Source organism: Amycolatopsis rifamycinica, from assembly GCF_000695625.1.
GTDB lineage: Bacteria > Actinomycetota > Actinomycetes > Mycobacteriales > Pseudonocardiaceae > Amycolatopsis > Amycolatopsis rifamycinica.
In genome coordinates this window covers 40,277-64,770 of record NZ_JMQI01000016.1, presented here as the reverse complement: position 1 = coordinate 64,770, position 24,494 = coordinate 40,277, and the positions used below count along the sequence as shown (strand labels likewise).

Below are 24,494 nucleotides of genomic sequence, written 5' to 3'. Positions count from 1 at the left end.
ACACCGGCGACCGTGCCCGACGCCTGCTCGGCGTGCACGACCTCCAGCACGTCCTCGAACGACAGCGGCTCGAAATACAACCGGTCGGAAGTGTCGTAGTCGGTGGACACGGTTTCCGGGTTGCAGTTGACCATGACGGCTTCGAACCCGGCCTCCCGCAACGCGATCGCCGCGTGCACACAGGAGTAGTCGAACTCGATGCCCTGCCCGATCCGGTTCGGGCCCGAGCCGAGGATGAGCACCTTCGGCTTGTCCGACTGGACGGCCACTTCGGACTGCGCGTCGGGGTCGGACTCGTAAGCCGAGTAGTGGTACGGGGTCTTGGCCGCGAACTCGGCCGCGCAGGTGTCGACGGTCTTGAACACCGGCCGCACACCGAGACGGTGCCGCAACGTGCGGACACCGTCCTCACCGGCCAGTTCCGGCCGCAGCGCGGCGATCTGACGGTCCGAGAGCCCGGTGCGCTTGGCGCGGCGCAGCAGATCACCGTCCAGCACCGGCGCGTCACGGACTTCGGCGCCGACCTCGCCGATGTAGGCGATCTGGTCGATGAACCACGGGTCGATACCACTCGCCTCGTGGACCTGCTCCACGGTGGCGCCGAACCGCAGGGCACGTTCCACTTCGTACAGCCGGCCTTCGTGCGGCGTGCGCAGGTCGTCCAAAGTGGACTCCAGCGTCGCGCCCTCGGGGTCGGGCAGCGTCCAGAACCCGGTCGCCTTGGTCTCGATCGACCGCATCACCTTGCCCAGCGCCTCGGGGAAGCTGCGGCCGAACGACATCGCCTCGCCGACACTCTTCATCGTCGTGGTCAGCGTCGGGTCCGCACCGGGGAACTTCTCGAAGGCGAACCGCGGCATCTTGACGACGACGTAGTCCAAAGTGGGCTCGAACGCCGCGGGCGTCTCGCCGGTGATGTCGTTGCGGATCTCGTCGAGGGTGTAGCCGATGGCGAGCTTCGCGGCGATCTTGGCGATCGGGAAACCGGTCGCCTTCGACGCCAACGCCGACGAGCGCGACACGCGCGGGTTCATCTCGATGACGACCATCCGGCCATCGGCCGGGTTGATCGCGAACTGGATGTTGCAGCCGCCGGTGTCGACGCCGACCTCGCGCAGCACCGCGATGCCGACGTCGCGCATCACCTGGTACTCGCGGTCGGTGAGGGTCATCGTCGGCGCGACGGTGACCGAGTCGCCGGTGTGCACGCCCATCGCGTCGATGTTCTCGATCGAACAGACGACCACGACATTGTCGTGCTTGTCGCGCATCAGCTCGAGCTCGTACTCCTTCCAGCCGAGCACGCTCTCCTCGATGAGCACCTCGGTGACGGGAGACTCCGCGAGCCCGGTGGAGGCCAGCCGCTCGAGGTCCTCGGGCGTGTGTGCCATGCCGGAGCCGAGCCCGCCCATGGTGAAGCTCGGCCGGATGACCACCGGGAGCCCGAGCTCCTTGACGGTGTCGCGGACCTCGTACATGTCGTGGCAGACGCGCGAGCGCGGCACGTCGGCACCGACCGTGCGGACGATGTCCTTGAACTTCTGCCGGTCCTCACCACGCTGGATGGCGTCGATGTCGGCGCCGATCAGCTCGACACCGTACTTGTCGAGCACACCCCGCTCGTGCAGCGCGACGGCGCAGTTGAGCGCCGTCTGCCCGCCCAGGGTCGCGAGCAGCGCGTCCGGCCGCTCTTCGGCGATGACCTTCTCGACGAAGTCGGGAGTCACCGGCTCGATGTAGGTGGCGTCGGCGAACTCGGGATCGGTCATGATGGTGGCCGGGTTCGAGTTCACCAGGGACACACGCAGCCCTTCGCTGCGCAGCACCCGGCAGGCCTGGGTACCGGAGTAATCGAACTCCGCCGCCTGCCCGATCACGATCGGCCCGGAGCCGATCACCAGCACGTGCTGGATGTCCGTCCTCTTCGGCATCAGGCCTTCTTCTCCATGAGCGAAACGAAATCGTCGAACAGGGGGGCCGCGTCGTGCGGGCCGGCCGCGGCTTCGGGGTGGTACTGGACCGAGAACGCCGGGACGTCGAACGCCCGCAGGCCCTCGACCGCGCCGTCGTTGGCGCAGTAGTGGCTGACCTGAGCCGCGCCGAACGGCGACTCGAAGCGCTGCCCTGGCTCGCCTTCCAAGGCGAAGCCGTGGTTCTGCGCGGTGATCGCCACCGACTTGGTCGCGACGTCGATCACCGGGATGTTGATGCCGCGGTGCCCGTAGCGCATCTTGTACGTGTCCAGGCCGAGCGCGCGGCCGAGGACCTGGTTGCCGAAGCAGATGCCGAACAGCGGGATCTCGCGGCCGAGCACCTGCTTGGTCAGCTCGGTGGCGTGCGTCGTGGTGGCCGGGTCGCCCGGGCCGTTCGACAGGAACACACCGTCCGGCTCGACCGCCAGCAGCTCGTCCAGGGTGGACGTGGAGGGCAGCACGTGCACCTCGATGCCGCGCTTGACCATCTGGCGCGGGGTGTTGGACTTGATGCCCAGGTCCAGCGCCACGACGCGGAAGCGGACGTCACCGGAAGGCGAGATGACGTACGGCTTCGGCGTGGTGACCTGGCCGGCCAGGTCCGCACCCTCCATCTTCGGGCTGGCCAGCACCTCGGCGACCATGTCGTCGACCGTGCCCAGCGCGTCACCGGAGAACACCCCGGCCCGCATCGCACCGAGCTCACGCAGATGGCGGGTCAGCGAACGGGTGTCGACCTCGGCGATACCGACGATCCCCTGGCGCACCAGCTCCTCATCCAGAGACCGCTTCGAGCGCCAGTTGGACGGCGTGCGCGCGGGGTCGCGCACCACATAACCGTTGACCCAAATCTTCGAAGACTCGTCATCCTCGTCATTCCAGCCGGTGTTCCCGATCTGCGGCGCCGTCTGCACCACGATCTGCCCGTGGTACGACGGATCAGTCAGCGTCTCCTGGTAACCCGTCATGCCGGTGCAGAACACCGCCTCACCACGAGTCCGGCCCTGCGCACCAAAGGCTGCACCGCGGAACACCCGGCCGTCTTCGAGTACTAGCGCGGCCGATAGCATCACTGCCCCCATTTCACTACGGACTGGTTTATGTCGAGCCCCCAATTGGTGACGCTTTCAACGCTAAGAAGAACCGGAAGCCCTCGCAACCGACGTCACCATTGTTCGCACCCAGACGAACCATTGATGTCGATGTTTAGATCCAATTCCTCCACTACCCGAAGGACAGCGACTCCACCGATCGGAGGAGTCGCCGTTCCCGCGAAGAGCGGAGACCAAAGCCAGCCCAAATCCAAGCTTTACCTTTATTTTTACTTGGACATGACCCCGATCACACCCGTCTGGCCCAGCGGAACTGTCAACATCATTTTCGAATGGATCTCGCCGACGATTTTTCGATCTTGTCGAAACGGTTGAACGGCCGGCGGCGCCCCGGCGGGTGGAGGCGGCGCCGCGGTACTCGTCTGGCGCGCCGGGCGCCGGGATCCGTGCCAACTGCGCGAGACCGCCTATCCCTCGGTGCTCTGCACCTCGGCTGCCGGGGAACACCGGGCAGCCGACCTATCCCCTGGCCCAGGCTCTACGCGCCCGGGGCGCCAACCCGGCCTTGCTCGACCTCAACGCCGAGGCCGGCGCAGCCCAGGCCCAAGCCCTCGGTGGCGCCACTGTCGCCCGGGCCCGGCGGGCCGATGTGCGCGACTTGACCGGCCTGCGAACGGCCATGCCCCCCAGGCCGCCGCGCACTTCGACGCATCGACGTGGTGATCGCCAACGCCGGCATCGACACCATGGCCTCGATGGCGACCCTCGACCCCACGGCGAAGCCGTTCCCCCGGCTGCCCGCAGGGGCGGCGGAACACGCCTGCGCGGACGCCCGCGGAGTGGCCCCGGATTCCGCCTCGCCGTGTTATCCCTGTCGGTAACTGTGCCGACGGGAGGAACGTCATGCGGGAACGACCTTCGCGGGACAGTACCGAGCCAAGCGCGCCGCCCTGCCGCTCATCGGGGGCGCCGCACGGTCATGACACGCTCCTGGCCCTGCAGCAGGCCGCCGGGAACACCGTCGTGGCGCGGTTGGTCACCGCCCAGCGGCAGAGCCTGACTCCGGTGGAGGCGCCACCACCCCCGCCACCGCCGCCGGTCGAACTGCCCGTCGAACCGGTCGCCGAGCCGCCGGCCGGCGGCTCCTGGAACTACGTCCGGCCGCCGCCGGCCGAAGCCGACCCCGCTCCGCGGCCGCCGCGCGGCCGCCTCACCGATCCGGTCGGGCCGCGAAGCACGCCGGTCGGCTTCTACCCGCCCGCGGTGGTCCGGGAACACCAGTTCGCCGCGCAACAGCAGCGCGTCGCCGCCTCGGAGCGAGGCAGGGAGTACCTGGCCCGGCAGCCGTGGTACCGCCCGGTCCTGGACCGCGGCGGAAGTGCGGCCGACGGGTTCATGGGTCCCGTGCAGTACGACGAACTTGCGGGCACCGGCCTCCCGCTCCGGGTCAGCTGGCGTCCGTTCCACGTCATCGACGCGCTGCAGTTCGAGGCCCGCGCCCTGACCGGGCTGCCGATCCCGGCCGAAGCCAGGACCGGGTCCTGACGTCCTGGCTGGGCAGTCCCGCCGAGTTCGTCCCGCTGTCCTTCCGCATCGGGAATCCGCCGCGCGACCGGTTCACCGTGCCGATCGGTCCCCTGGTGCTCCCGGCGTCGTTCGACCCGGGCGGGACCGCGCGCCGTCGCGCGCTGAGGGAAGCACTGCACGCGCCCGGGCTGCCTGCCGCCCCGGTCCGCAACCCGGTCCCGTTGCCGCCCGCCGCCGCACCGGGGGTTCCCGGAGCGGCGATCCGCGAGCCGGTGTCCCCCGCCCCCGCCACCGCGCCCGGCCGGGGACCGGTGGTTCCGGTGGTCGCGGCGCCCCGCGACCGGGTCCGGCCGCCCGGCACGGAAGGCCTCCATCCGCAGATCTCCCCCCAGGTCCTCCGGGACATCGCGGACCTGCTGGAACGCGGCTCGATCGTGAACGAGGACGGCAGCCGGATCGATCCGGCCCGCGCGGAGCGCTTCATGCACGAGTTCATGGAGGAGCTCAAGGACGACCACCGCCATCGCGGCCACGGCAACCACCTACCCCGGGGCCACCAGCTGACTCTGATGGTGTTCCGCTGGTTCTGCGAGCACCGGCCCCGGCTGGTGAACGAGGCCGACGAGTACGCCCGGCAGCTCCGCAGAGAGGGGCAGAGCATGGCGCAACGCGGCCGGCTCCCCCGCACCACCCACGAGGACCTCGAACGGGCACCGGGCCACACCCAGGGCCCCCGCCGCCGCGACCGCCGCCGCCACGACGACGACTGAGCACGGCTGCGCCGCCCGGGGAAACCAGTCACGGCGGCCATGCCCGGCGTCAGAAGCCGAGCACACCCGCCGGCACCGCCGCCCGGTGCTCAGGCCGGCCCTCTCACCGCAGCCACCGGCCGGTCTCCACGACCACCCCGAACCCCGCGTGCACCAGCACCCGCGCCTGGCGCGCGTCCAGTTCCGGCCGCGCCGCGCGCAGGTGCGGCTCCTACGCCGCGATGGGCTCGCGCTGCGCCGCGGTCATCCGCCTTCCTTGCGCTCCTTCCATCCGGACGTGGCAGCATCGGCGGCCGGCGAAGTCACCCTCGTCGCCAGGGACACGCTGTGAGCTGCGGCCAGGAGCGCGCGATCCGGGCGGCACGTCACGAATTTCGTGTCCGCAGGTCATCGACGAGAGTCGCGGGTGGCGAGCCGGATCAGGGTGGTGCGGCAGATCTTTCCGGTTGGGCCCAACGGGAGGGTGGGCAGGATGAGGAGCCGTTCCGGTAGCTTCACCGGTTCGAGTTCGTGGTGGTTGCGGAGGTAATCGGTCAATTCCGCGAGGTCGGGTCGACGGTGGTTTCCGTGGGGCACGACGCAAGCGCACAGTCGTTCGCCGAGATCGGGGTCCGGGATGCCGACGCAACTGACTTCGGCGAGGCCGGGGTGGGCGGCGAGGCACATCTCGACTTCGGCCGGGCTGATCGTGCGGCCGCCGCGGAGGATGGTCTGCCTGGTGCGGCCGGTCACGTGCAGCACACCCTGCTCGTCGAAGAAGCCGTGGTCGCCGGTGCGGACCCAGCCGCCGGGGGTGCGGTAGCGCGCGTTCAGCTCGTGGTCGGCCACATAGGACAGTGGCGTCATCGGGCCGCGGGCGTGGATCTCGCCTTCCGTGCCACGCGGGAGGGATCGGCCGGCTTCGTCGGCGATGGTGATCGTGGCGACGGCCGGGTCGGGGCGGCCGTCGACCGCGTTGTGGCAGTTCACGCCGTCTGTCGAGCCGTAGACGAGGATGACCCGCGTGCGGAATCGGGCGCGGATTCGCCGTTCGGCCCGGGGCGGCATGGGCGCGCCGCTGGACACCAGCGCGTGGAGTCCCCGCGGGCGCCGGCCTGGGTGGCGTTCGGCGAGGCGGCTCAGCATCGTGGGCACGCCGAACACGTGGGTCGGCTGGTGTTCGGCGATCGCGCGCAGTGCGGAGCCCGGATCGAATTCCCGCTGAACGATGAGCGTCGCACCGAGTGCCGCCACGGTGATCGGGATTCCGCAGGAGCCGAACGACGACGACAGCGGCACCAGCACCAGGTTGCGCATCGGGGTGTCGTCCGCGTGGAGCGCGCGCACGTAATTCGCACGCCCACCCAGGAACGCATCGTGCGAGTAGGCGACCATCTTCGGTTCGGTCTCCGAGCCGGAGGACACGAGGATGCGCGCCGGATCACCGGGAGCGACCGCGGGAACGGGGCGAGCGGCCGCCGCCGGGGTGGCCAATTCCTCGGGGGCGAGGATCGCCCGCAGGTGAGGCAGCGCCCGGTCCCCCAGGAAGCCGCCCGTCCCCCGGTCGATGAGCAGGCCGCTCGCCCGGGCCCGCCGCAGGAGACTGACCGCGTCCCTGCTCCCTCGCCCGGCGGGGAACGGCAGGGACACCGCGCCGACGGCGGCGACCGCCAGCTCGGCCGCGACCGCGTGCCTGCTGTTGACCATCCGGATGCCGATGATGTCGCGTCGGCCGAGTCCGGCGGCGAGCAGCCCGGCCGCGGTGGCGGACACGGCGCGGTCGAGTTCGGCGTAGGTGACCGGGCCGGCGTCGTCGATCACCGCCTGCCGGTCCGGGTGCGCGTCCACGTGTCCGGTGAACGACCGGTGGATGTCCTGGCCGGGACACAGCCCTCGCCTCACCCATTCGCGCCGCAGCTTCGCGGGCACGAGGTCCGGGATCGCGATGCCGGTCGTCGACGTCCACGCGGCACTCATCGGAACTCCCACGGTGGCCGGTGCAGAGCGGCGGCGAAGCGGGGATCAATGCTCAGGGCGCCGAGGTCGGTCGTCACCGCCACCGCGGGCACGCCGGCCGCCCGGAGCCCGGCCAGCAGTTCTTCGCTCGTGCACTGCCCCGTGTCGTCGTGAACAGTGGTGGCGGACACGGCGACGTAGCCGTCTGCGGTCCGGATCGGACGGCGGAACTCCCGGCGGCTCCGGGGAACGGTGCTCGCCGCGGACAGCAGGGACGTGTCGGCGCGGCACCCGGCGCCGGTGCGTTCCCGGCGGCCGAGCCCGGCGAGCACACCGACGGCGCAGACGAGTCCGCCGAGCACGTCGGTGATCGTCATCAGGGACGGAGCCGGTGGCTCGCCGGGCGGGCGCAGCGCCGCGGCGAGCCCGCTGTACGCCTGCACGACGTAGTCCGTGCCCAGTGGCGGACGCCGGCCGAGGTGTGGCCCCCAGCCCGACGCCGCCGCGTACACCAGCCCGGGACGCACCGCCGCGAGGTCCGGCGCGTCCATGCCCCACGCTTCGGCCTTGCCGGGCGCCCAGTTGTGCAAGAACACGTCCGCGCCGGCGACCAGCTCCTTCGCCGCGGCCCGCCCGGCCGGATGTGTGAGGTCGAGTTCCACCGCGTCCTTGCCCGCGTTCAGCGCCGCGAAGCGCGCGGATACCCCGCCGGTCAGCGGGGGTACTCCGCGCGCCGGGTCGCCGCCCGGTGGCTCGATCCGCAGCACGTCCGCGCCGAGCAGGCCGAGCACGTGCCCGGCCAGCGGCCCCTGGATCCGGCGGGCCGACTCGACCACCCGGATCCCCCGCAGCGGTGCGTCGAGGCCGGGATCGGCCGCCGGGGCCCCGGGGCCGCCCGGCAAGGGGCTGAAGGTCCACACCGGGACCGGTGGCGCGTCACCGATGGGCACGACGCTCACCTCGCACGCCGCGCCGGCGCGGTGGATCTCGGTGAACGGGTGTGCGGACAGCACGTCGTGCAAGGCGGCGGGCAGGGGGCAGGTCGCGGTCGCGAACCGGTGCAGGAACGGCGGCCACCCCTCGCGCAGCATCTGGTCCCCGGCCCCCATCGCCCGCCAGAACCGGTGCCAGTCCTCGGCCCGCAGGGTCTCGATCTCGAACCGGACACCGTCGCCCGACACGAACGGGGGCGGCACCCCGGCGGCGCGGGCCGGGCCGTCCGGCCCGCACGCCAGATACTGGCCCACGGACAGCAGAGCGGCTTGGGCGACGGAGGTGCGTACGGCCGACACCGGCCGCCCGCGGGCTCGCGCGAACTCCGCGGCGAGCACCCCGGCGGTGGCGAGCACGCCGGCCACCGCGGTCGCGTAGTCGACGGCCAGGGGCTCAGGGGTGCCGCGCGCCCGGCCGTGGACGTGCATGATCCCGCAGGCCGCCTGCACGAGCACCTCGTCGGTGAGCGGCAGGTCGACCGGCCCGGCCCAGCCGACGATCGGCTCGACCCCGCGGTCACCCGCGTCGAGGGCGGTGAGGTGGTCACCGGCGAGCCGGGCCGCCGGGTGGGCGGTGGAAAGCGTCGCGGTCATGCCGGCCGCCGTCCACGCACGGTGTAGAACAGGCAGGAGCACGCGCGGAAGTCTTCGTGTGCCATGACGTCCCGCACGCGGGCGAGGTCGTCGTCGGAGAATCCGGCCGCGACGAACTTGTCCCGCAGGTGCCGGGTGTGGTGCACCAGCAGCCGCAGGCCGGCGGAGTCGCGGTCCCACAGCGACACGTGCGGCCGCGCTTCGACCCGCTCCAGACCGGCCGCGGTCATGGCCGCGCCCACCGAACGTCCCCAGGTGCCCAGCGCCCCGGCGTTCCGCATCAGCTCGGCCTTGGCGTCGAGGAACCGCTCGTACAACCCCGTTTCCGGACCGGCCAGCGCCGGCCCGTACGCGATGTCGAACTCGTCGAGCTGCAGCCAGCCGCCCGGTTTCACCGCCCGCACCAGTTTTTCGAGCACCGCGAGGCGCTCGGGAAGGTGGAGCAGGACGAGCCGGGCATGGATCAGGTCGAATCGCTGCTCCGGGAGGGCGTCTCGGACGACGTCGTGCCGTTCGACCGTGAGCCCGGAGGCCGGGCGGATGTGCCGGGGGTTGATGTCGGTGGCCAGGACCCCGCCGGTGGGGGCGACCCGTCCGGCGAGCCAGTGCGCGATGCTGCCGCCGCCCGCGCCGACCTCGAGGCACTGCCATCCCGGGCCCACGCCGGTCGCGGCGAGCGATTCCGTGGTGGCGGGGTCGTAGGCCGCGGCCAGGCAGCGGTGCTGCTCGTCGCTGTGGGTGTTGTCGTTGTCGAAAACGTATCGCCGTCCGACGAGAGTCATCGTGCTCCTTCAGGTCCAGCGGCCGGAACCCGCCGGCGCGGCGTTCCCGGTGAGCGCGGCGAGCAGCGCGGTGCGGCGGACCTTTCCGGTGCCGGTGCGGGGCACGTCCTCCCGCGCCAGGGCTACGGGCTCGGCCAGGGGCGGCAGGTCCGCGACCGCCGCGGACCACGCCGCGGGGTCCAGCGTGCCGTCGGCCGTGACGACCACCGGCAGCGGCGGGGCATCGGCCCGGCCGAGCACGACGCACTCGACGACGGTGCCCAGGCGGTCCTCGACCGCGTCTTCCACGGCGAGGCAGCTCATCCCCGGCACGGTGTCCACCTCACGGTCCAGCAGGCGCACGGACCCGGTCGGGGTCAGCACCCCGATGTCGCCGGTGTTCCACCACCCGTCCGCGCACTTGCCCGCGAACCGCTCGTCCTCGCCGACGTAGCCGAGGCAGCGGGCCGGGGTGCGGACCTGCACGACGCCCGGGCCACCGCGCGGGACCGGGTTGAGCGTGGCCGGGTCGACGACCCGCAGCCGCGTGCGCAGCGGGATCGGGCGTCCGGCGTTGCGCCAAGCGGCCGACTTCCGGCCGAGGAAGCGGAACGTGATCGGCCCCGTCTCGCTCTGCCCCCAGCCCTGCATCCACAGCGGGCGCCGGCGCGCCGACGCAGCGAGATAGCCACGCACGATCGGCGGGTGCACGGCGTCGTAGGTGCTCGCGAACAACCGGACGTCACGGAAGGCGTTGTCCAGCCGGGTGGTCAGCGGCCGCAGCCGCACGTAGGCGGCGGGCAAGGCCTCGATCACCGTCGGCGGGTGGGCGCGCAGCACGGGGTCGGCCCGATCCGGGTCGGCGTCGGTCAGCACCACGATCTTCCTCGGAGCGAGGCACAGCACGCTCGCCGTCCAGCAGAACGTCCGGCCGTGCGCGTACGAGCTGGCGTTCGCCACCGTGTCACCGCGGCGCACGCCGACCACGGGCACCCGGCCGGCCTCCAGCCGGGCGAGGGCTCCGATGATGGTGCGGGTGGAGTGCACCACCAGTTTGGGAAGGCCGGTCGTGCCGGACGTGTGCATGATCACCAGCGGCTCGTCCGCGCGCGGCCGGACCGGTGGTGGCGGTGCCGCGTCGCGGAATTCGCCGACGTGGGCCGCGCGCGGGTGCTCGCGGTCGACGGTCATCGTCATCCGGCAGACGGCGGTCAGGTCGACTCCGGCCGACTCCGCCCCGGCCAGCACCTCCGCGGTCGTGACCAGGACGGCCGGCGAGAGCCGGCCGAGCAGGACGGCGAGGGATTCGGGGGCCAGCTGCCCCGACAGCTTCGCGGGCACGGCGCCGATCCGCACGGCCGCGCAGGCGAGCAGGTCGTAGTCCCAGTGGTTGTCCTTGACGATGGCCACGCGATCACCGCGCCAGGCACCGGCCGCCGCCAGCCAGCCCGCCGCCGTCCGCACCAGCCGGGCGAGCGCGGGCACGTCGTGGGTCGTCCCGGCGTCCGGAGCGATGGCGAACGGGCGATCGAGGTGCACGACCGTCGGCACGCCCCGGTCGGCGCACTCGTCGAACAGCACACCCATGTCGGAGGGCTTCACACCCGCTCCTTCGCGCGAACCGGCGTTCGGAGGCAGGCGAGCACCCGCGAGGCGGTGCGGGCCGCGGAACGCACCGCGCCCTCGCTGCTGGGCCGCAGGAACTCCCAGTCGCCCGCGTAGTCCACCGGGTACCGGCCGTTCCGCGCGGCGAACCCCGCGCGCAGGCGCAACGCTTCCGGGGTGGCTTCGGGCAGCCCGTGGCGGAACCGGTGGGTGAACGTCGCCGTGACCGAGTCCGCCAGCCCGGGTACGTACCGCGCCGCGGGCTCGACGAGGGCGGCGGCGACGGTGTCGTCCGGGGCGTCCAGCAGGCCGGGGATCGCCGAGGGGTTCGTCATCAGAGTGAGCAGGCCACGGCCCGCCGGCGCGCGGCCGGGGTGTTTGACGTGGTCGGCGATGATCCCGGCGAGCACCGGTTCTTCGGCGGCGGGCGTCAGCAGCGTGTAGAGCCGCTCGCGGGCGGGAAGCCGCAGCGGGCGATCCAGCAGGCAGCTGACCTTCAACGTCGGGGTGAACGTGCAGGCGTCGACGAAGCGGCGTACGGGTTCGCGCTCGTCCGTGTGCAGCCGCGCGGCGACGGGCGCCGGGACGCACAGCAGGGCGGCTCTTGCGGTCACCGGGCCGTGGTCGGTGGTGACCAGGGCGATACCGGCATCGGCGGTCACCTGCGTGACGGTGGTGCCGGTACGCACGTCGAGGTGCGCGGCGAGTTCACGGGCGAGGGTGTCCATGCCGTCGCGGTAGGTGCGCCACGCCGACGGCGGCCCGACGTCGAGCATGAGGCTGACGAACGGCGCGGCCGCCGAGCGTTCCGGCTGCCAGCCGAAGAAGCTGCCGACCACGGGCTGGAACAGGTAGTCGTGCAGGTCGGGGTGGTACCGGCGGGCGAGCGCGGCGACGGTCGTCGTGCCCAGCGGGCTCGACTCGGGCACGTCGGCGTCGAACCGGCGCCGGTGCCGGGCCGCCCAGGCCAGGAACCGGGCCAGGTCGAGCCGGGCCCGCGGCCCCAGCCCGGCGCCGCCGACGAGCCCGCGCAGGTCGGAAACCCCGCTGTGCGCCGCACCGGCGCGCCACATCGCGATCGGGCCGCCGATCAGCGGCAGCTCCGCCTCGGACATCCCGTTGCGGCGCAGCAGTTCCCACGTCGCGCGGTATCCGCTCGAGGGGATCTGCTCCGCGCCCTCGTCCATCGTGTAGCCGGCGTGGCGGTGGCTCGCCATGCGGCCGCCGGCCCGGGACCGCGTCTCGAAGACCCGCACCGCGAGGCCCGCGCGGACCAGTTCGTGCGCCGCGGTCAGCCCGGCGATCCCGGCGCCGACCACGGCGACGTCGACGTCCGTCGGCTCTCCCCCGTTCATGGGGTCACCGCCGCGATCAGGTTCGCGGTCACGAGCAACGCGGCGCCCACCCGGTGGGCGGTGAACCCGATCGCCCGGGCGCGCAGGATGTCGCCGCGTGGGCCGAACCCGATGCCGAACTGGCGAGCACGCAGGACGGTGACGGGCAGCATGAGGAGGACGAACCACCACGGTGCCACGCCGGTCGCCGACGCGGCCGCGCCGAGGAGGAACTCGCCCAGCGACAGGGCCGCGACGAACCGCCGGTTGCCCCGGGGAGTCGTCAGCGCGGCCACCGTGGGCCGGCCGACCGAGCGGTCACCCGCGATGTCGTTGGTGTTGGAGTACACGCCGAACAGCAGCGGCCCGAGTCCGAACAGCAGGGCCTGCACGAGGACGAACCCGTCGAAGCGGCCGGTGAGCAGGCCGTAGGGCGCGAGGACCATGACCCACCCCAGCGCGGCGATGTACGCCTCCTGGAAGCCGTGGTAGCTGATCTTCAGTCCGTAGGAGTACTGGATCCCGAAGACGAAGTTGGCCACGATCAGCCAGACCGTCCATTGTGGAGCGTATGGTGCGGTCGCCACCGCGACGGCGAAAACACCGGCGCCCGCGAAGGCCGTGAGCCAGCCGAAGCGCACCACCTCGGGTTCGGTCAGCGTTCCGGCCACCAGCGGCTTGCGCCGGGCGCGGCGCAGGGTCGGATCGGCGCGGTAGTTGGCGGTGTCGCTGCCGTCGCGGTAGCCGGTGAGGTCGTCGAACGCGACCAGCGAGGCGGTCATGAGGACGGCGCCGAGCCCGAACAGGCCGAGCGTCACCAGCGTCCGCGGGTCGAAGCCGCCGATCGGCGGCAGGACCGCGGACAGGACGACCGGCAGGCTCAGGTAGTAGTCGAACACGTCCAGCTTCGCCAGCCGCGCGTAGCTGACGAGCTTGGCCTCGCGTGTGCCGGGCACCGCCGCCCGGACGGTCGCGCGGGTCATCGGCCGGCCCGCTCACCGAAGGCGATGAGCGCGGCGAAGGAGCGGTCGCCGCCGTAGTCGATCATCCGCTCGTCGACGACCTCCGCCCCGGGCAGCAGCCGGACGTAGTCCTCGAGGGAGCGCAGGCGCGACCATTTGCTCACCGGCACACGGGCGTGCTCGTACTCGACGAGCGTGAGGTACCGCGTGGACTCCGCGATCACCCGGCAGGTGTCGGCGAGCCTGCTCTCGTCGAGCACGTGCATGAGCACCCACACGCACACCGCGGCGTCGAACCGCTCGCGGGGCGGGCGCATCCGGTCGGCCCGGACGCATTCGAACTCGACGGCGGGCAGGTGGCGGCAGGTGGCGCGGGCCTGGTCCAGCATCGCCGGCGTCATGTCGATCGCGTGGACCCGGCCGGCCTGCGCGGCGATGGCCGGCGTCAGCCGCCCGATGCCGCAGCCGATCTCCAGGACGTGTCGCGGCCGGCGGCCGAGGCGGTCGGCGACGAGGCCGAGCTGCGCGGCCACGACGGCACGGGTCCGCTCGGTCACACCGGTGTTCAGGCTGTCCGGTTGGGAGGACCGCATGACCCGGCGCAGGCCGCTTCGCCGCGCGCGCTCGCGCCACTGCCCGGCGATCTCCTCCTCGGTGACGGTCTCGAGGCCGCCTGCTGTGGTGTTCACGGTCGGGGATCCTTCCGGTCGGCGAACCGGCACACCGCCGCGGCGATGTACTCGACCTGGGCGTCGGTCAGGTGGGGATACACGGGCAGCGCGAGGATGGTCTCGCCGGCGGCTGCCGCATTCGGCCACCTCGCCCCGGGCCGGGCGTAGCGGGCGAACGCGGGCTGCGCGGGAAGCGGCGCCGGGTAGTACACGTGCGTGCCGATACCGAGGGCGGCGAGGTGCGCGGCCAGCTCGTCCCGGCGCTCGGCCCGCAGGCAGTAGACGTAGTAGCAACGTCCGTCACGACCGGGTGGTGGCGGCGTGATGCCGCGGCCGGCCAAGGGCGCGAACTGCCGGGTGTAGTACTCGGCGATGTCGGCGCGGCGGGCGAGCCGGGCGGCGAGGCCGGGGAGCCGGCGCAGCTGGAACGCGGCCTGCACCTCGTCGAACCGGCTGTTGTACCCGACCAGGTGGTGCACGAAGCGCCGCCTGCCGTCCTGCCCGTGGTTGCGCAACATCCGCACGGTCGCGGCGAGCTCGGGGTTCCTGGTGATCACGACGCCGCCTTCGCCGGGCATCCCGAACGACTTCACCTGGACGAAGGAGAAGACCCCCGCGTCCCCCCACGTCCCCGCGGGCCGGCCGCGCAGGGTCGCCCCCTGCGCGACCGCCGAGTCCTCGACCAGGCGCAGTCCGTGGCGCGCCGTGATCTCCTCGAACGCGGGCATGTCGGCCATGACCGAGAACTGGTGGGCGGGCATGATCGCTTTGGTGCGCGGGGTGATCGCGGCTTCGGCGAGTTCGGCGTCCAACGTCATGGTGTCCGGCCGTACGTCGGCGAACACGGGTGTGGCGCCCGCGGTGACGACGGTCGCGGCGATCGGGGCGCAGCCGAAGGCGGGGACGACTACTTCGTCACCGGGGCCGACGCCCAGCGCGGCGAGCACGAGCGACAGGCCGGAGGTGCCGCTGCCGCAGGCCACCACGTCGGCGCCGGCCACCGTGTCGCGCAGCGCCTGCTCGAAGCGTGCCGTGTGGTCGCCGAGGATGAAGCGCTGGGTGGGGGCGATGCCGAGGTCGTGGACGATGCCGGCCAGGGTGTCGCGGTCGGCCTCGAACAGGTCCGGCGGGAAGAACGGCAGCGTCGCGGTCACGACGTGGTTCCCGTGTAGTGGCGCCGGATCGCGGCACACACCCGGTCGACGTCCCCGATCGTGAGGTCCGGGTAGAGCGGCAGCGCGATCGTGTGGCGGCAGGCTTCCTCGGCGTGCGGGAAGTCGCCCGGCCGGTGACCGAGGTCGGCGAAGCACGGCTGCAGGTGCAGCGGGACCGGGTAGTAGACCTCGGTGCCGATTCCCGCGGCCGCCAACGCGCTCGCCAGGCCGTCGCGGTCCTCGGCTTCGACGACGTAGACGTAGCGGACATCGCGATCGTCCCGGCCGTCCCTGACCGGACCCGGGACCTTGCGCACGCCGGGAACGCCGGTCAGCCGCTCGGTGTAGGCGGCGGCGAGCTCGGCCCGCCGGGCGATGTCCTGTTCCAAAATGGACAGTTTGGCGATGAGCACGGCGGCCTGGATGTCGTCCATCTTGCTGTTCACGCCGGCCAGTTCGCTGCCGGTGTTGATGGCCGGGAAGTGACCGATGGTCGCGCCGGGGCGGCCGTGGTGGCGCAGCGCGGCGACTCTCGCGGCGATTCCGGCATCGTCGGTGAGCACCGCCCCCGCGTCACCGAGGGCGCCGAGCGTCTTGCTGGGGAAGAACGACAGCACTCCGCCCGCACCGTGCAGCCCGGCGTGCTTGCCGTGCCGGCGCATGCCGATCGCCTCCGCGCTGTCCTCCAGCAGAGTGAGCCCGTGCTGGGCCGCGAGCGTGGTGAACGCGGCGACGTCGGCCATCCGGTCGAAGAGGTGCACCGGCATGACCGCGCGTGTGCGGGACGTGATCGCCCGCTCCGCCGCGTCCGAGCACATCCCGTAGGTCACCGGGTCGATGTCGGTGAACTGCGGCCGTCCGCCCGCGTGGACGATCGCGGTGGCGGTCGCCACGAACGTGAACGCCGGGACGAGCACCCCGGCGCCGTCGCCCAGCCCGCACGCGCGCAGCAGCAGGATCAGCGCGTCCGTGCCGCTGTTGACGCCGACGACGTGCGCCGCTCCGGTGTACTCGGCCAGCCGGCGCTCCAGCCGGGCGACCTGCGCGCCATGGGAAAACTTCCCGCTGTCGGCCACTTCGCGCAGCCGCGCCTCGATCTCCGGCCACAGGCGCCGGAAAGCGTTCGCCTGACTGAAGAACGGGATCGGCGCCGACTCGGCAGCGGACTGGTTTTCCGTGTGCGGAAGGGAAGTTACGGACATGGCTCCTCGTCGGTCGCGCAGGGACGCTCTTCGAACCTAGCCCGCCGCAAGCGAATGCGGCGAGGACTTCGGCCCCGAATCATCCGGTCGAGGCGCGGGCATGACTCAATGGATCAACACCGGCGACGCTGCGCGAAGACGCAGAGCCGTCCCAGCGGCCCGAACTGTCGCCGCGGATCGGCCACCGCGCTACGGTCGGCCGTGTTCTCGTTGCCACGCAACGCGAAACCCACGTCACCAGGAAAGGACGGCGATGCCGCACACCGTGGTCGTAGGGCTCGGCCGGTCGGGCGCGTGCCTGCACGTGCCGGTGCTGAGGCGGTTGCGCGCGAGATTCCCGGAACTACTCGGATCTCAGCCGATCGTGGGGTTCGACCTCCGCGCCGGAATGGCTCTGCGTGACGTCGGCGTGGACGTCCTCGCCGACTCGCTCGACCGGCTCAGCGCGTACGTTCCGCCCGGCGACACCGTTGTGCACGTGTGCACTCCGCCCGCCACCCGGATCGCTGTGCTGACATCGCTTGCCGCACAGGGGTTTCGGCGGTTGGTGGTCGAAAAGCCGCTCGCCGGGGATCTCGGAGCGCTCGCGGCGATCGAGCGGCTCCGGAACGGTCACGGCCTCGACGTGATCGTCGTGACGCACTGGCTTTCCTCCGCCCTCACCCGGCGGCTCGCGCGGCTGGCGGGGACGGGAAGGCACGGCCCGCTCGCGTCGATCGCCGTGCGCCAGGACAAGCCGAGGTTCGCCCGGGCGGGCGACCCGGCGCACGCCGACGCGTTCGACGTGGAGGTTCCGCACGCGCTGGCGGTCGCGCTCACCCTCGCGGGACCGGCCGAGCTGATCGATGCCGGGTGGACCGATCCGGCCGCCGGACCGCTGGGCGGAGCCTGGCTGTCGGTGCGCCACCGCGGCGGGCCGCGCACGACGATCCACTCCGACCTCACCTCACCGGTGCGCCGCCGCGAAATCACCCTGCGCCTGCGGGACACGACCGTGGTGGGCCACTACCCGGTTTCCGCCGACGACCACCACGCGCAGCTGCGGGTCGGCGCCGGTCCGCGCGAGGTGTTCGAGGACGAGGCACTCGGTGCCTTCCTGCTCGCGGCCTACCGCTACTTCACCGGCGCGGCGGCCGCGCCGCCCGGTGACTTCGCCGTGCACGCGGCCGTGGTGCGGTTGCTGGCCGCCGCCCGCGACGTCGCCGGGTCGCCCGGGAACGAGCCCGCCCGTGCGCGCTGAAAGCTGGCCGGCCGGCGGACTGGCCGGAATCGGCGACGAAGCGGCCCCGGACCTCGACGGCCAGCTCGCCGCCGTGCGCACCCTGGGCTGGCAGGCGGTGGAACTGCGCACCGTCGACGGACACGCCGTCGCCGACCTCGACCGCCCCGGACGCGACCGGCTGGTCCGCGCGGTGCACGCGGCCGAGCTCCGGGTCGTGTGCCTCGACTCCCGGATCGGCGGCTGGGCGGGCACGATCACCGAACCACTCGACCGGGACACCGAGGAGCTGACCGCACTCATCGGCTTGAGCGCCGAACTGGGCACGCGCTTCGTGCGGATCATGTCCTACCCGAACGCCGGCCTGCCCGCCGCCGAGTGGCGGTCGGCGGTCGTCGACCGGATCCGCGTCCTCGCCGATCTGGCCGCGGCGGCCGGGATCACCCTCCTGCACGAAAACTGCGCGGGGTGGGCGGCGACGAGTGCCGAGCGCAGCCTCGAGCTGCTCGACGCCGTCGGCAGCCCGGCGCTGCGGCTGCTGTTCGACGTCGGCAACGGCGTCGCCCACGGTTACGACGCGCCGTCCATGCTGGCCGAGCTGGTCCCGTTCGTGGCGCACGTCCACGTCAAGGACGCCGTCGGCGAGGGTGCCGGTACGACCTACACGCTGCCGGGCGACGGCAAGGCCGGCGTGGCCGAATGCCTCCGGCTGCTCCGTGCGGGCGGCTACGCCGGCGCGCTGTCGATCGAGCCCCACCTCGCCACCCGCCCCCACGAGGGCTGGTGGGCGGACGTGACGGGCAAGGCGTCGTTCATCGCCGCCGGGCGCCGGCTGGCGGAGCTGGTCGAGGGCACGCCGTGCTGAGCCCCGCCGACCACGACCTGCTCCTCGAGCTGCTGCGCATTCCGACGGTCAACCCCCTCGAGGCGGCGGGCGAGGCCACCGACCTGCCGGCGGCGCAGCGGATCTTCGCCGCCGCGGCCACCGCGGCCGGGTTCACCACCGTCCACCACGCCGCGCCGGATCCGGCCTTCCTCGACCGCGACGACGTGCCCCTGGCCGTGCGGGAACGCGCCCGCGAGCCGGGTTTCCTCACCGCGCAGCCGAGCCTGGTGCTGCGCCACGGCCCCGCGCACGCGCCGGCGGTGATGTTCAACGTGCACCTGGACACCGTCGCCGGCCTCGAGCCCGCGGCGTTCGACGGCGTCCGGTTCACCGGCCGCGGGGCCATCGACGCCAAGGGGCCCGCGGTGGCGATGCTCGCCGGGGTGCGGGCCGCGCTGCCCGTGCTCGGCGACCGGGTCACGGTGCTGGTGCAGGCGGTCGCGGGTGAGGAAGGCGGCGCCATGGGTGTCTACGGCACCCGGCCGCTCGTCGAGGCGGGGTACGTCGGGCGGCTCAACGTGTTCTGCGAACCCACCGGCCTGCGCTTCCTGACCCGCTCGACCGCGGCGATGACGGCGTGCGTGGCCGTCGACGGCACCGGCAGCATCGACGACGAGCCCGGCGCCGGGCACAACGCGACCGTGCTGCTCGGCTTCCTCGCCCAGCACCTCGCCGCGGCACTGGACGGCGCGGAGCCGGGCGGGCGGGTGTGCGTTGCCGGGCTGCACACCGGCACGGCCCACAACCGCGTGTACGGCACCGGCCGCCTGCTGCTCAACCTGTCCTACCCGGCGCCCGCCGCCGGCAAGCGCCTCGAGGAACGCCTGACTCGCGCCCTGCGGGCGGGGGTCGCCGAGTTCCGCGACCGCTTCCGCACGACCAGGGAACTGCGCCGCACCGCGGAGGACGCCGCGGAGATCGTGTCCCTGCGGTGGCGGAAACGGGGCCTGCCCGCCTTGGACTGCCGCGATCGGTGGGCCACGAAGCTGCTCGACGCGGCCGGCGTCGCCGCCTGGCCCCCGGCCGAGCCCGGGTTCACCTGCGACGCCATCTGGATGCACGACGTGCCCGGTACGGCCACCGTCGTCCTCGGGCCCGGTGATCTCGCGGGCAACAACGCCCACGCCGCCGGGGAGTTCGCCGAACTGTCCCAGCTCGACGCCTTCGCCGGCACCGTCACCCGCGTGCTCACCGAGTTCGCGGCGCGCCACGAGGAGGACCATGTCCCTGACGCTCCCTGACACCGATATCCGCGTGCCGTACGCGGATCTGCTGTCGTTCACCACCCGGGTGTTCCGCGACCGCGGCGTGCCCGCCGCCCGGGCGGCCGCCGCCGCGACCGCCCTGCTCTACGGCGACCTGCACGGCCTCGGGTCCCACGGCCTCGCCAACCTGCGCCGGCTGTACCTCCCGCTGTTCGACACCGGCCGGTGCGATCCCGTGGCCGAACCGGCGGTGGTCCGCGACACCGGGCCGGCCGCGGTCGTCGACGCCGGAACCGCACTCGGCCTGTGGGCCGCCACCGAAGCGATGGAACTCGCGGCCGGCAAGGCAGGTGACCACGGCATCGGGCTCGTGTCGGTACGCGGCGGCACCCATTTCGGCTGCGCCGGGCACCACGCGGCCGTCGCCGCCGCGCGCGGCATGATCGGGGTGGTCGCGAGCAACTGCGGTGGCCAGCGGATCGCGCGGCCCCCGGGCGGAGCGGTGGCGATGCTGGGCACCAACCCGTTGAGCGTCGCGGCGCCGGCCCAGCCGGACCGGCCGTTCGTACTGGACATGAGCACGACGGTCGTGCCGACCGGCCGGATCCGGGCCGCCGCGCGGGCCGGCGAGGCGGTCCCGGACGGCTGGCTCGCCGACGAGCAGGGCCGCCCGGTCACCGATCCGGCGGCGTTCGACCGGGGCGAGGCCCACCTGCGCTGGCTGGGCGGCGACCCGGAGACCGGCGCCTACAAGGGTTTCGGTCTGGCGCTCGCGGTGGAGCTGCTCGCCGCGGCGCTGTCCGGCGCCGCGCTCGGGCCCGCACCCGCCGCCCTGGACGGCGACGGCGGACCGCACGGCAGGGACGACGACATCGGTTACCTGGTGCTCGCGATCGCCCCGGAAACGCTGCGGCCCGGCGGCGGGTTCGCCGCGGCGGCCGGCACGATGTTCGGCGCCCTCCTGGACTGTCCGCCCGCGGCGGGGGCGGGCGCGATCCGCTACCCGGGGTGGCTGGAGGCCGAGCGGGCCGCCGCCCACCGGAAGTCCGGCGTTCCGCTCCCCCGGGACGTCTACGAAGACCTGCTCGCGACGGGACTGCCGCGGTGATCCGGGTCGGTCTCGTGGGGCTCGGCGTGATCGGGGCGTTCTACCGCGCCGCGATCGCGGTCCGGGAGGACATGTGCCTCACCGCGGTGTGCGACCTGCGCCCAGAACTGCTCGAGGGGTACGAGCGCACCGCCCGCTACACCGGCCACCGCCGGATGCTCGCCGAAGCCGGCTTGGACGCGGTCGTGGTCACGGTGCCCAACGACGCGCATGCCGCCGTCTGCCGGGATGCGCTCGCCGCCGGTGTCGCGGTCTGCGTCGAGAAGCCGCTGGCCACCACCCTGTCCGACGCCGTCGCCCTCGACCGGCTGGCGCGGGCGGCGGGGGTGCCGCTGTTCACCGCGTTCCACCGGCGGTACAACGACAACCTGCTGGCCCTGCGGGCCGCAGTGGATCGCCCGATCCGGCACGTGACCGTGCGCTACCTCGAACGGATCGAGGAGCACGTCGGGGTGGACGCGTGGTACCTCGACCCGGCGCGGTGCGGCGGCGGTTGCGTGGCCGACAACGGGCCGAACGCGTTCGACCTCGTGAGGCTGTTCCTCGGGGACGTGGCGGTCACCGGCGTCGACATCACCCGGGTCGGTGGGGTGGACCGGCAGGCCGTGGTCGCCTTGCGCGCGCCTTCCGGTGCGACCGCGCGGGTCGAGCTGGACTGGTCGTTCCCCGGCGAGCTCAAGGACGTGCGGGTCGAGCTCGCGGACGGCGCCGTGCAGTACGCGGACCTGCTCGCCGGCCACCCCCGGTTCAAACAGTCGCTGGAACACGAATACCGCGGTGTGGTCGCGGAGTTCGCCGACCTGGTCCGGGCCGGCGGAAGCGCCCCGGGCGATGGGGTTGCCGCGCTCGAACTCGTGAAGTCCTGCTACCGCGAGGAAAGCCGGGTGACCCGGGCGTGAGGAACGAGAACGGCGCCAAGCGGACCGTCCGGGGCGCACTGGTGAAGGTCCTGCTGCATCGGCGCGACGAACGTGGCATGAGCCTCGAACCGCACGCGAGCCGGTGCGTGCGCGGAGGCGAAGTGCACGAACTGGTGACCACCGACCACACCGAGACGGCACCAGGGGCGCGGATCGACCGGGTGGGCTTCCTCGGGTTCGCCGAACTGCACAACGCGGGCGTGATCGACCGCGGCGACGAAGTGTGGATCGGCGACCGGCTGGTCGGCACCGTGCACGGGTTCGACGCCTGCCACTTCCCGAACCACTACAACATCCTCATCGCCGCCGCGGTGCCGGTCTCGGGCGGTGACCTCGAACTGGCCCCCGAGCAGCCGGTCACCTTCCGGCCGGTGGGCTGACCGGTCCGGGCACGCGAAAAGCGGGGCGGCCCGAGAACAGGCCGCCCCGCAACGCGGCCGGCTCAGCCCAGCAACGGCACGTCCAGCTTGCCGTAGTGGAAGTTCCGCACCGCGGCCAGCAGTTCGTCGACGGTCAGCTCACCGCTGTTGTCGGTGTCGATCTGCCGGAAAGCGTCCTGTGCGGTGGATTCGCCGACCCCGACACCCCGCAGGTACGCGACGAACTCGTCCCGGTTGATCATGCCGTCGTCGTTGCGGTCACACAGCCCGACGATGGCCTGCATGACCGGCCGCAGGACCCGGTTGAAGCTCGCCTCGCCCTCGGAGAACATGAGCTTCTCGTTGATCCGGATGAACTGCTCCTCACTGACCGACCCGTTCGGCGGAACGCCCGCCTCCCGGGCGTGGAAGTCGAACAGGTTGCGGAAGGCGTCCCGCAGCGCGGCGGCCTTCTCGGACTTGGGCTGGGCCCCGAACGCGCCGGCGACCCGTTCCGCCTCGCGTTCGAAGTCGGTCCGTTCGAGCGTGCCGCTGCCGTCGACGTCCCATTTGGCGAATCGCTGGCGGAGCCGGTCGGTGGTGATTGCGGTCGTCATACCGGAATATCCCTTCGTCGGATGGAAACAACGGCCCGGGCCGCGGTGGACCGGGACAACTACAAATGCCGGACACGGCAGCCGGACGCCTTGCCCCGGGTGTCCAGGAGCAGCCGGGAGGCGTTCGCCAGCAGGACGAGGTCGTAGTCGCGGTGGTCCTGCAGCAGGATCGTCAGGTCCGCGGCCGCCGCGGCGGCGCGCAGATCGGTTGCCCGGCGCAGTGGCCGGTCGCCGACGTCGAAGCCGGCGGCATGCGGGTCGTGGTAGGTGACCTCCGCCCCCCGCGCGAGCAACTGCGCCGCGATCGGCCGGGCGGGAGACTCGCGCACGTCCGCCACGTCAGCCTTGTAGGTCACCCCCAGGAGCAGCACGGCGGCCCCGCGCAGGTCGCCGAGCAACGTCCCGGCCCGGTCCACCACGCGGACGGGCAGCTGTTCGTTGACCCGCGCGGCCGCGTCCACCAGCGTGAACGTGAACCCCTCCTGACCGGCTCGCGTGGTCAGGTACACCGGGTCGACGGGGATGCAGTGCCCTCCCACACCGGGGCCCGGGTGGAACGAGGCGAACCCGAACGGCTTGGTTCCCGCGCAGTGCACCACGTCCCACACGTCGATGCCGGTCGTTTCGCAGTACCGGGCGAACTCGTTGACCAGCGCGATGTTCACGAACCGGTAGGTGTTCTCGAGCAGTTTGGCGAGCTCGGCCTCCCGCGTTCCCCTGGCCACGACCACCGCGTCGACGAACCGGCTGTAGAACGTGGCGCAGTACTTCGCGCACAAAGGCGTGTGGCCGCCGATGACTTTCGGGGTGCCGGCGAGGCCGAATCGCCTGTTGCCCGGGTCGATCCGTTCCGGCGCGAACGCGAGGTAGAAGTCGTCACCCGCTCGAAGTCCGCTGCACCGCTCGAGGATCGGCAGCACGACCTCCTCCGTCGTGCCGGGAAAACTGGTCGATTCGAGCACGACCAGCGTGCCCGGACGCAACCGGTCGCCGACGGTCGCGGACGCCGCTCGCAGCGGTCCGAGATCCGGCGCCCGATCGGCGGTCAGGCCGGTCGGCACGCAGATCACGACGGTGTCCGCGGCGTCGAGCTGCGCGGGGTCGGCACTGGCGGTGAACCCGGCGTCCAGCATGGCGGCGACGTCGGCGTCGGACACTCCCGTGACAGGTGATCTGCCGGCGGCCAGGGTCTCGACCACGGTGCCGTCCACGTCGAAACCCGTGACGCCCAGTCCCGCCCGGCAGGCCGTTTCGGCGAGGGGCAGGCCGGCGTAGCCCAGCCCGACCACGACCAGATCGGCGCCGGGCCTCACGCGCCGACCGAGAACGAGCCGGTGCCCGGAGCCACGTGCGCGCCATACCCCGGCTCGACGGAGAGACCCGGCGTCAGGCACAGCGGATCGGCGTAGGTGGTGACCACTGCGTCGGTGTCGTTGATGAGCACGTGCGCGGTGACCGGCAGCTTCTGGCAGCCCGCCGGATCTTCCCACTGGTCGAGCGCTTGTTCTTCCGTGGAGAACACGACGACCCGGCCGGTGTCCGCCGTGGGATCGGCCGACGCGCTCGAACCCACGGCGAACACAAGCCCGCAAAACACGACCGCAGCACTCGATATCAGTACTTTTCCCACCATTGCCTCCCCGGATTT

General features: G+C 72.6%; 22 protein-coding genes and 1 pseudogene. 8 read left to right on the top strand and 15 right to left on the bottom strand.

Annotated features, from left to right (window positions below):
- Positions 1-1,931: carbamoyl-phosphate synthase large subunit (gene carB, locus DV20_RS08735; protein ID WP_043778176.1), on the bottom strand; the 1,931-nt coding region annotated here is incomplete at its 3' end.
- Positions 1,931-3,055 carry a glutamine-hydrolyzing carbamoyl-phosphate synthase small subunit gene (gene carA / locus DV20_RS08730; protein WP_043778174.1) on the bottom strand — a complete coding sequence of 375 codons (1,125 nt, stop codon included), beginning with the start codon at positions 3,053-3,055 and terminating at the stop codon, positions 1,931-1,933. The genes carB and carA, both read right to left, overlap by 1 nt.
- 993 nt (positions 3,056-4,048) lie before the next feature.
- Here carA and DV20_RS08720 point away from each other — a divergent pair.
- Together DV20_RS08720 and DV20_RS08715 are read left to right on the top strand one after the other, a co-directional pair.
- Entirely contained in the window at positions 4,049-4,570 is a 522-nt protein-coding gene (locus DV20_RS08720) for a hypothetical protein (RefSeq protein ID WP_043778171.1), read from the top strand.
- A 77-nt stretch (positions 4,571-4,647) separates the two neighbouring features.
- Positions 4,648-5,322, top strand: coding sequence for a hypothetical protein (locus DV20_RS08715; protein WP_043778168.1), 675 nt, complete (start codon positions 4,648-4,650; stop codon positions 5,320-5,322).
- A gap of 106 nt (positions 5,323-5,428) precedes the next feature.
- Here the strand turns inward: DV20_RS08715 and DV20_RS46430 are convergent.
- The 10 genes and pseudogenes from DV20_RS46430 to DV20_RS08670 form a co-directional block, all read right to left on the bottom strand.
- Positions 5,429-5,575 (bottom strand): annotated as a pseudogene (locus tag DV20_RS46430) (TetR family transcriptional regulator); the annotation flags it as partial.
- A 134-nt stretch (positions 5,576-5,709) separates the two neighbouring features.
- A complete protein-coding gene (locus DV20_RS08710) occupies positions 5,710-7,278 on the bottom strand; it encodes a class I adenylate-forming enzyme family protein (RefSeq protein ID WP_043778166.1) in 1,569 nt (522 codons plus the stop codon).
- Positions 7,275-8,843, bottom strand: a complete 1,569-nt coding sequence (locus DV20_RS08705) for a CoA transferase (RefSeq protein ID WP_043778164.1) — start codon at positions 8,841-8,843, stop codon at positions 7,275-7,277. The genes DV20_RS08710 and DV20_RS08705 overlap by 4 nt, the downstream gene beginning before the upstream one ends.
- Positions 8,840-9,625 carry a methyltransferase gene (locus tag DV20_RS08700; protein WP_043778162.1) on the bottom strand — a complete coding sequence of 262 codons (786 nt, stop codon included), beginning with the start codon at positions 9,623-9,625 and terminating at the stop codon, positions 8,840-8,842. Before DV20_RS08700 ends, DV20_RS08705 begins: the two co-directional genes overlap by 4 nt.
- Positions 9,626-9,634: 9 nt before the next feature.
- Positions 9,635-11,191: a class I adenylate-forming enzyme family protein gene (locus DV20_RS08695; RefSeq protein ID WP_043778201.1), complete on the bottom strand. Its 1,557-nt coding sequence runs from the start codon at positions 11,189-11,191 to the stop codon at positions 9,635-9,637.
- Between the two features lie 11 nt (positions 11,192-11,202).
- The gene (locus DV20_RS08690) at positions 11,203-12,564 is read right to left on the bottom strand and encodes a protoporphyrinogen/coproporphyrinogen oxidase (RefSeq protein ID WP_043778161.1); all 1,362 of its coding nucleotides are present in this window, start codon (positions 12,562-12,564) and stop codon (positions 11,203-11,205) included.
- The gene (locus DV20_RS08685) at positions 12,561-13,526 is read right to left on the bottom strand and encodes a UbiA family prenyltransferase (protein WP_043778160.1); all 966 of its coding nucleotides are present in this window, start codon (positions 13,524-13,526) and stop codon (positions 12,561-12,563) included. Before DV20_RS08685 ends, DV20_RS08690 begins: the two co-directional genes overlap by 4 nt.
- Positions 13,523-14,194 carry a class I SAM-dependent methyltransferase gene (locus DV20_RS08680; protein ID WP_043778158.1) on the bottom strand — a complete coding sequence of 224 codons (672 nt, stop codon included), beginning with the start codon at positions 14,192-14,194 and terminating at the stop codon, positions 13,523-13,525. Before DV20_RS08680 ends, DV20_RS08685 begins: the two co-directional genes overlap by 4 nt.
- Entirely contained in the window at positions 14,191-15,330 is a 1,140-nt protein-coding gene (locus DV20_RS08675; protein ID WP_043778155.1) for a DegT/DnrJ/EryC1/StrS family aminotransferase, read from the bottom strand. Before DV20_RS08675 ends, DV20_RS08680 begins: the two co-directional genes overlap by 4 nt.
- Positions 15,327-16,532: a DegT/DnrJ/EryC1/StrS family aminotransferase gene (locus DV20_RS08670; protein WP_043778153.1), complete on the bottom strand. Its 1,206-nt coding sequence runs from the start codon at positions 16,530-16,532 to the stop codon at positions 15,327-15,329. The genes DV20_RS08675 and DV20_RS08670 overlap by 4 nt, the downstream gene beginning before the upstream one ends.
- 253 nt (positions 16,533-16,785) lie before the next feature.
- On the opposite strand from DV20_RS08670, the gene DV20_RS08665 reads away from it, so the two are divergent.
- The 6 genes from DV20_RS08665 to DV20_RS08640 are packed head-to-tail and all read left to right on the top strand — an operon-like array spanning position 16,786 to position 22,250.
- On the top strand, positions 16,786-17,772 hold the full coding sequence (locus DV20_RS08665) for a Gfo/Idh/MocA family oxidoreductase (RefSeq protein WP_043778151.1): 987 nt from the start codon (positions 16,786-16,788) through the stop codon (positions 17,770-17,772).
- The gene (locus tag DV20_RS08660) at positions 17,762-18,616 is read left to right on the top strand and encodes a sugar phosphate isomerase/epimerase family protein (RefSeq protein ID WP_043778148.1); all 855 of its coding nucleotides are present in this window, start codon (positions 17,762-17,764) and stop codon (positions 18,614-18,616) included. The genes DV20_RS08665 and DV20_RS08660 overlap by 11 nt, the downstream gene beginning before the upstream one ends.
- The gene (locus DV20_RS08655; protein WP_043778146.1) at positions 18,610-19,878 is read left to right on the top strand and encodes a M20/M25/M40 family metallo-hydrolase; all 1,269 of its coding nucleotides are present in this window, start codon (positions 18,610-18,612) and stop codon (positions 19,876-19,878) included. The genes DV20_RS08660 and DV20_RS08655 overlap by 7 nt, the downstream gene beginning before the upstream one ends.
- Positions 19,859-20,950 (top strand): Ldh family oxidoreductase, encoded by a 1,092-nt coding sequence (locus tag DV20_RS08650; RefSeq protein ID WP_043778144.1) that lies wholly within the window; start codon positions 19,859-19,861, stop codon positions 20,948-20,950. The genes DV20_RS08655 and DV20_RS08650 overlap by 20 nt, the downstream gene beginning before the upstream one ends.
- Positions 20,947-21,849 (top strand): Gfo/Idh/MocA family protein, encoded by a 903-nt coding sequence (locus tag DV20_RS08645; protein WP_043778142.1) that lies wholly within the window; start codon positions 20,947-20,949, stop codon positions 21,847-21,849. The genes DV20_RS08650 and DV20_RS08645 overlap by 4 nt, the downstream gene beginning before the upstream one ends.
- On the top strand, positions 21,846-22,250 hold the full coding sequence (locus DV20_RS08640) for a DUF6917 domain-containing protein (RefSeq protein ID WP_043778140.1): 405 nt from the start codon (positions 21,846-21,848) through the stop codon (positions 22,248-22,250). Before DV20_RS08645 ends, DV20_RS08640 begins: the two co-directional genes overlap by 4 nt.
- Before the next feature lie 62 nt (positions 22,251-22,312).
- Here the strand turns inward: DV20_RS08640 and DV20_RS08635 are convergent, their stop codons facing one another.
- The 3 genes from DV20_RS08635 to DV20_RS08625 are packed head-to-tail and all read right to left on the bottom strand — an operon-like array spanning position 22,313 to position 24,476.
- Positions 22,313-22,846 (bottom strand): EF-hand domain-containing protein, encoded by a 534-nt coding sequence (locus DV20_RS08635; protein ID WP_043778137.1) that lies wholly within the window; start codon positions 22,844-22,846, stop codon positions 22,313-22,315.
- 59 nt (positions 22,847-22,905) lie between these two features.
- Positions 22,906-24,159 (bottom strand): nucleotide sugar dehydrogenase, encoded by a 1,254-nt coding sequence (locus DV20_RS08630; RefSeq protein WP_043778135.1) that lies wholly within the window; start codon positions 24,157-24,159, stop codon positions 22,906-22,908.
- Positions 24,156-24,476 carry a hypothetical protein gene (locus DV20_RS08625; RefSeq protein ID WP_235190750.1) on the bottom strand — a complete coding sequence of 107 codons (321 nt, stop codon included), beginning with the start codon at positions 24,474-24,476 and terminating at the stop codon, positions 24,156-24,158. The genes DV20_RS08630 and DV20_RS08625 overlap by 4 nt, the downstream gene beginning before the upstream one ends.
- Between the last annotated feature and the right edge of the window lie 18 nt (positions 24,477-24,494).

Excerpts from the sequence above, each read along its gene's own strand:
- DV20_RS08635 (WP_043778137.1), bottom strand. The coding sequence starts at position 22,846 with ATGACGACCGCAATCACCACCGACCGGCTCCGCCAGCGATTCGCCAAA.
- DV20_RS08665 (WP_043778151.1), top strand. The coding sequence starts at position 16,786 with ATGCCGCACACCGTGGTCGTAGGGCTCGGCCGGTCGGGCGCGTGCCTG.
- DV20_RS08685 (WP_043778160.1), bottom strand. The coding sequence starts at position 13,526 with ATGACCCGCGCGACCGTCCGGGCGGCGGTGCCCGGCACACGCGAGGCC.
- DV20_RS08695 (WP_043778201.1), bottom strand. The coding sequence starts at position 11,191 with ATGGGTGTGCTGTTCGACGAGTGCGCCGACCGGGGCGTGCCGACGGTC.
- DV20_RS08700 (WP_043778162.1), bottom strand. The coding sequence starts at position 9,625 with ATGACTCTCGTCGGACGGCGATACGTTTTCGACAACGACAACACCCAC.
- carA (WP_043778174.1), bottom strand. The coding sequence starts at position 3,055 with ATGGGGGCAGTGATGCTATCGGCCGCGCTAGTACTCGAAGACGGCCGG.
- DV20_RS08650 (WP_043778144.1), top strand. The coding sequence starts at position 19,859 with ATGTCCCTGACGCTCCCTGACACCGATATCCGCGTGCCGTACGCGGAT.
- DV20_RS08710 (WP_043778166.1), bottom strand. The coding sequence starts at position 7,278 with ATGAGTGCCGCGTGGACGTCGACGACCGGCATCGCGATCCCGGACCTC.
- DV20_RS08690 (WP_043778161.1), bottom strand. The coding sequence starts at position 12,564 with ATGAACGGGGGAGAGCCGACGGACGTCGACGTCGCCGTGGTCGGCGCC.
- DV20_RS08670 (WP_043778153.1), bottom strand. The coding sequence starts at position 16,532 with ATGTCCGTAACTTCCCTTCCGCACACGGAAAACCAGTCCGCTGCCGAG.
- DV20_RS08705 (WP_043778164.1), bottom strand. The coding sequence starts at position 8,843 with ATGACCGCGACGCTTTCCACCGCCCACCCGGCGGCCCGGCTCGCCGGT.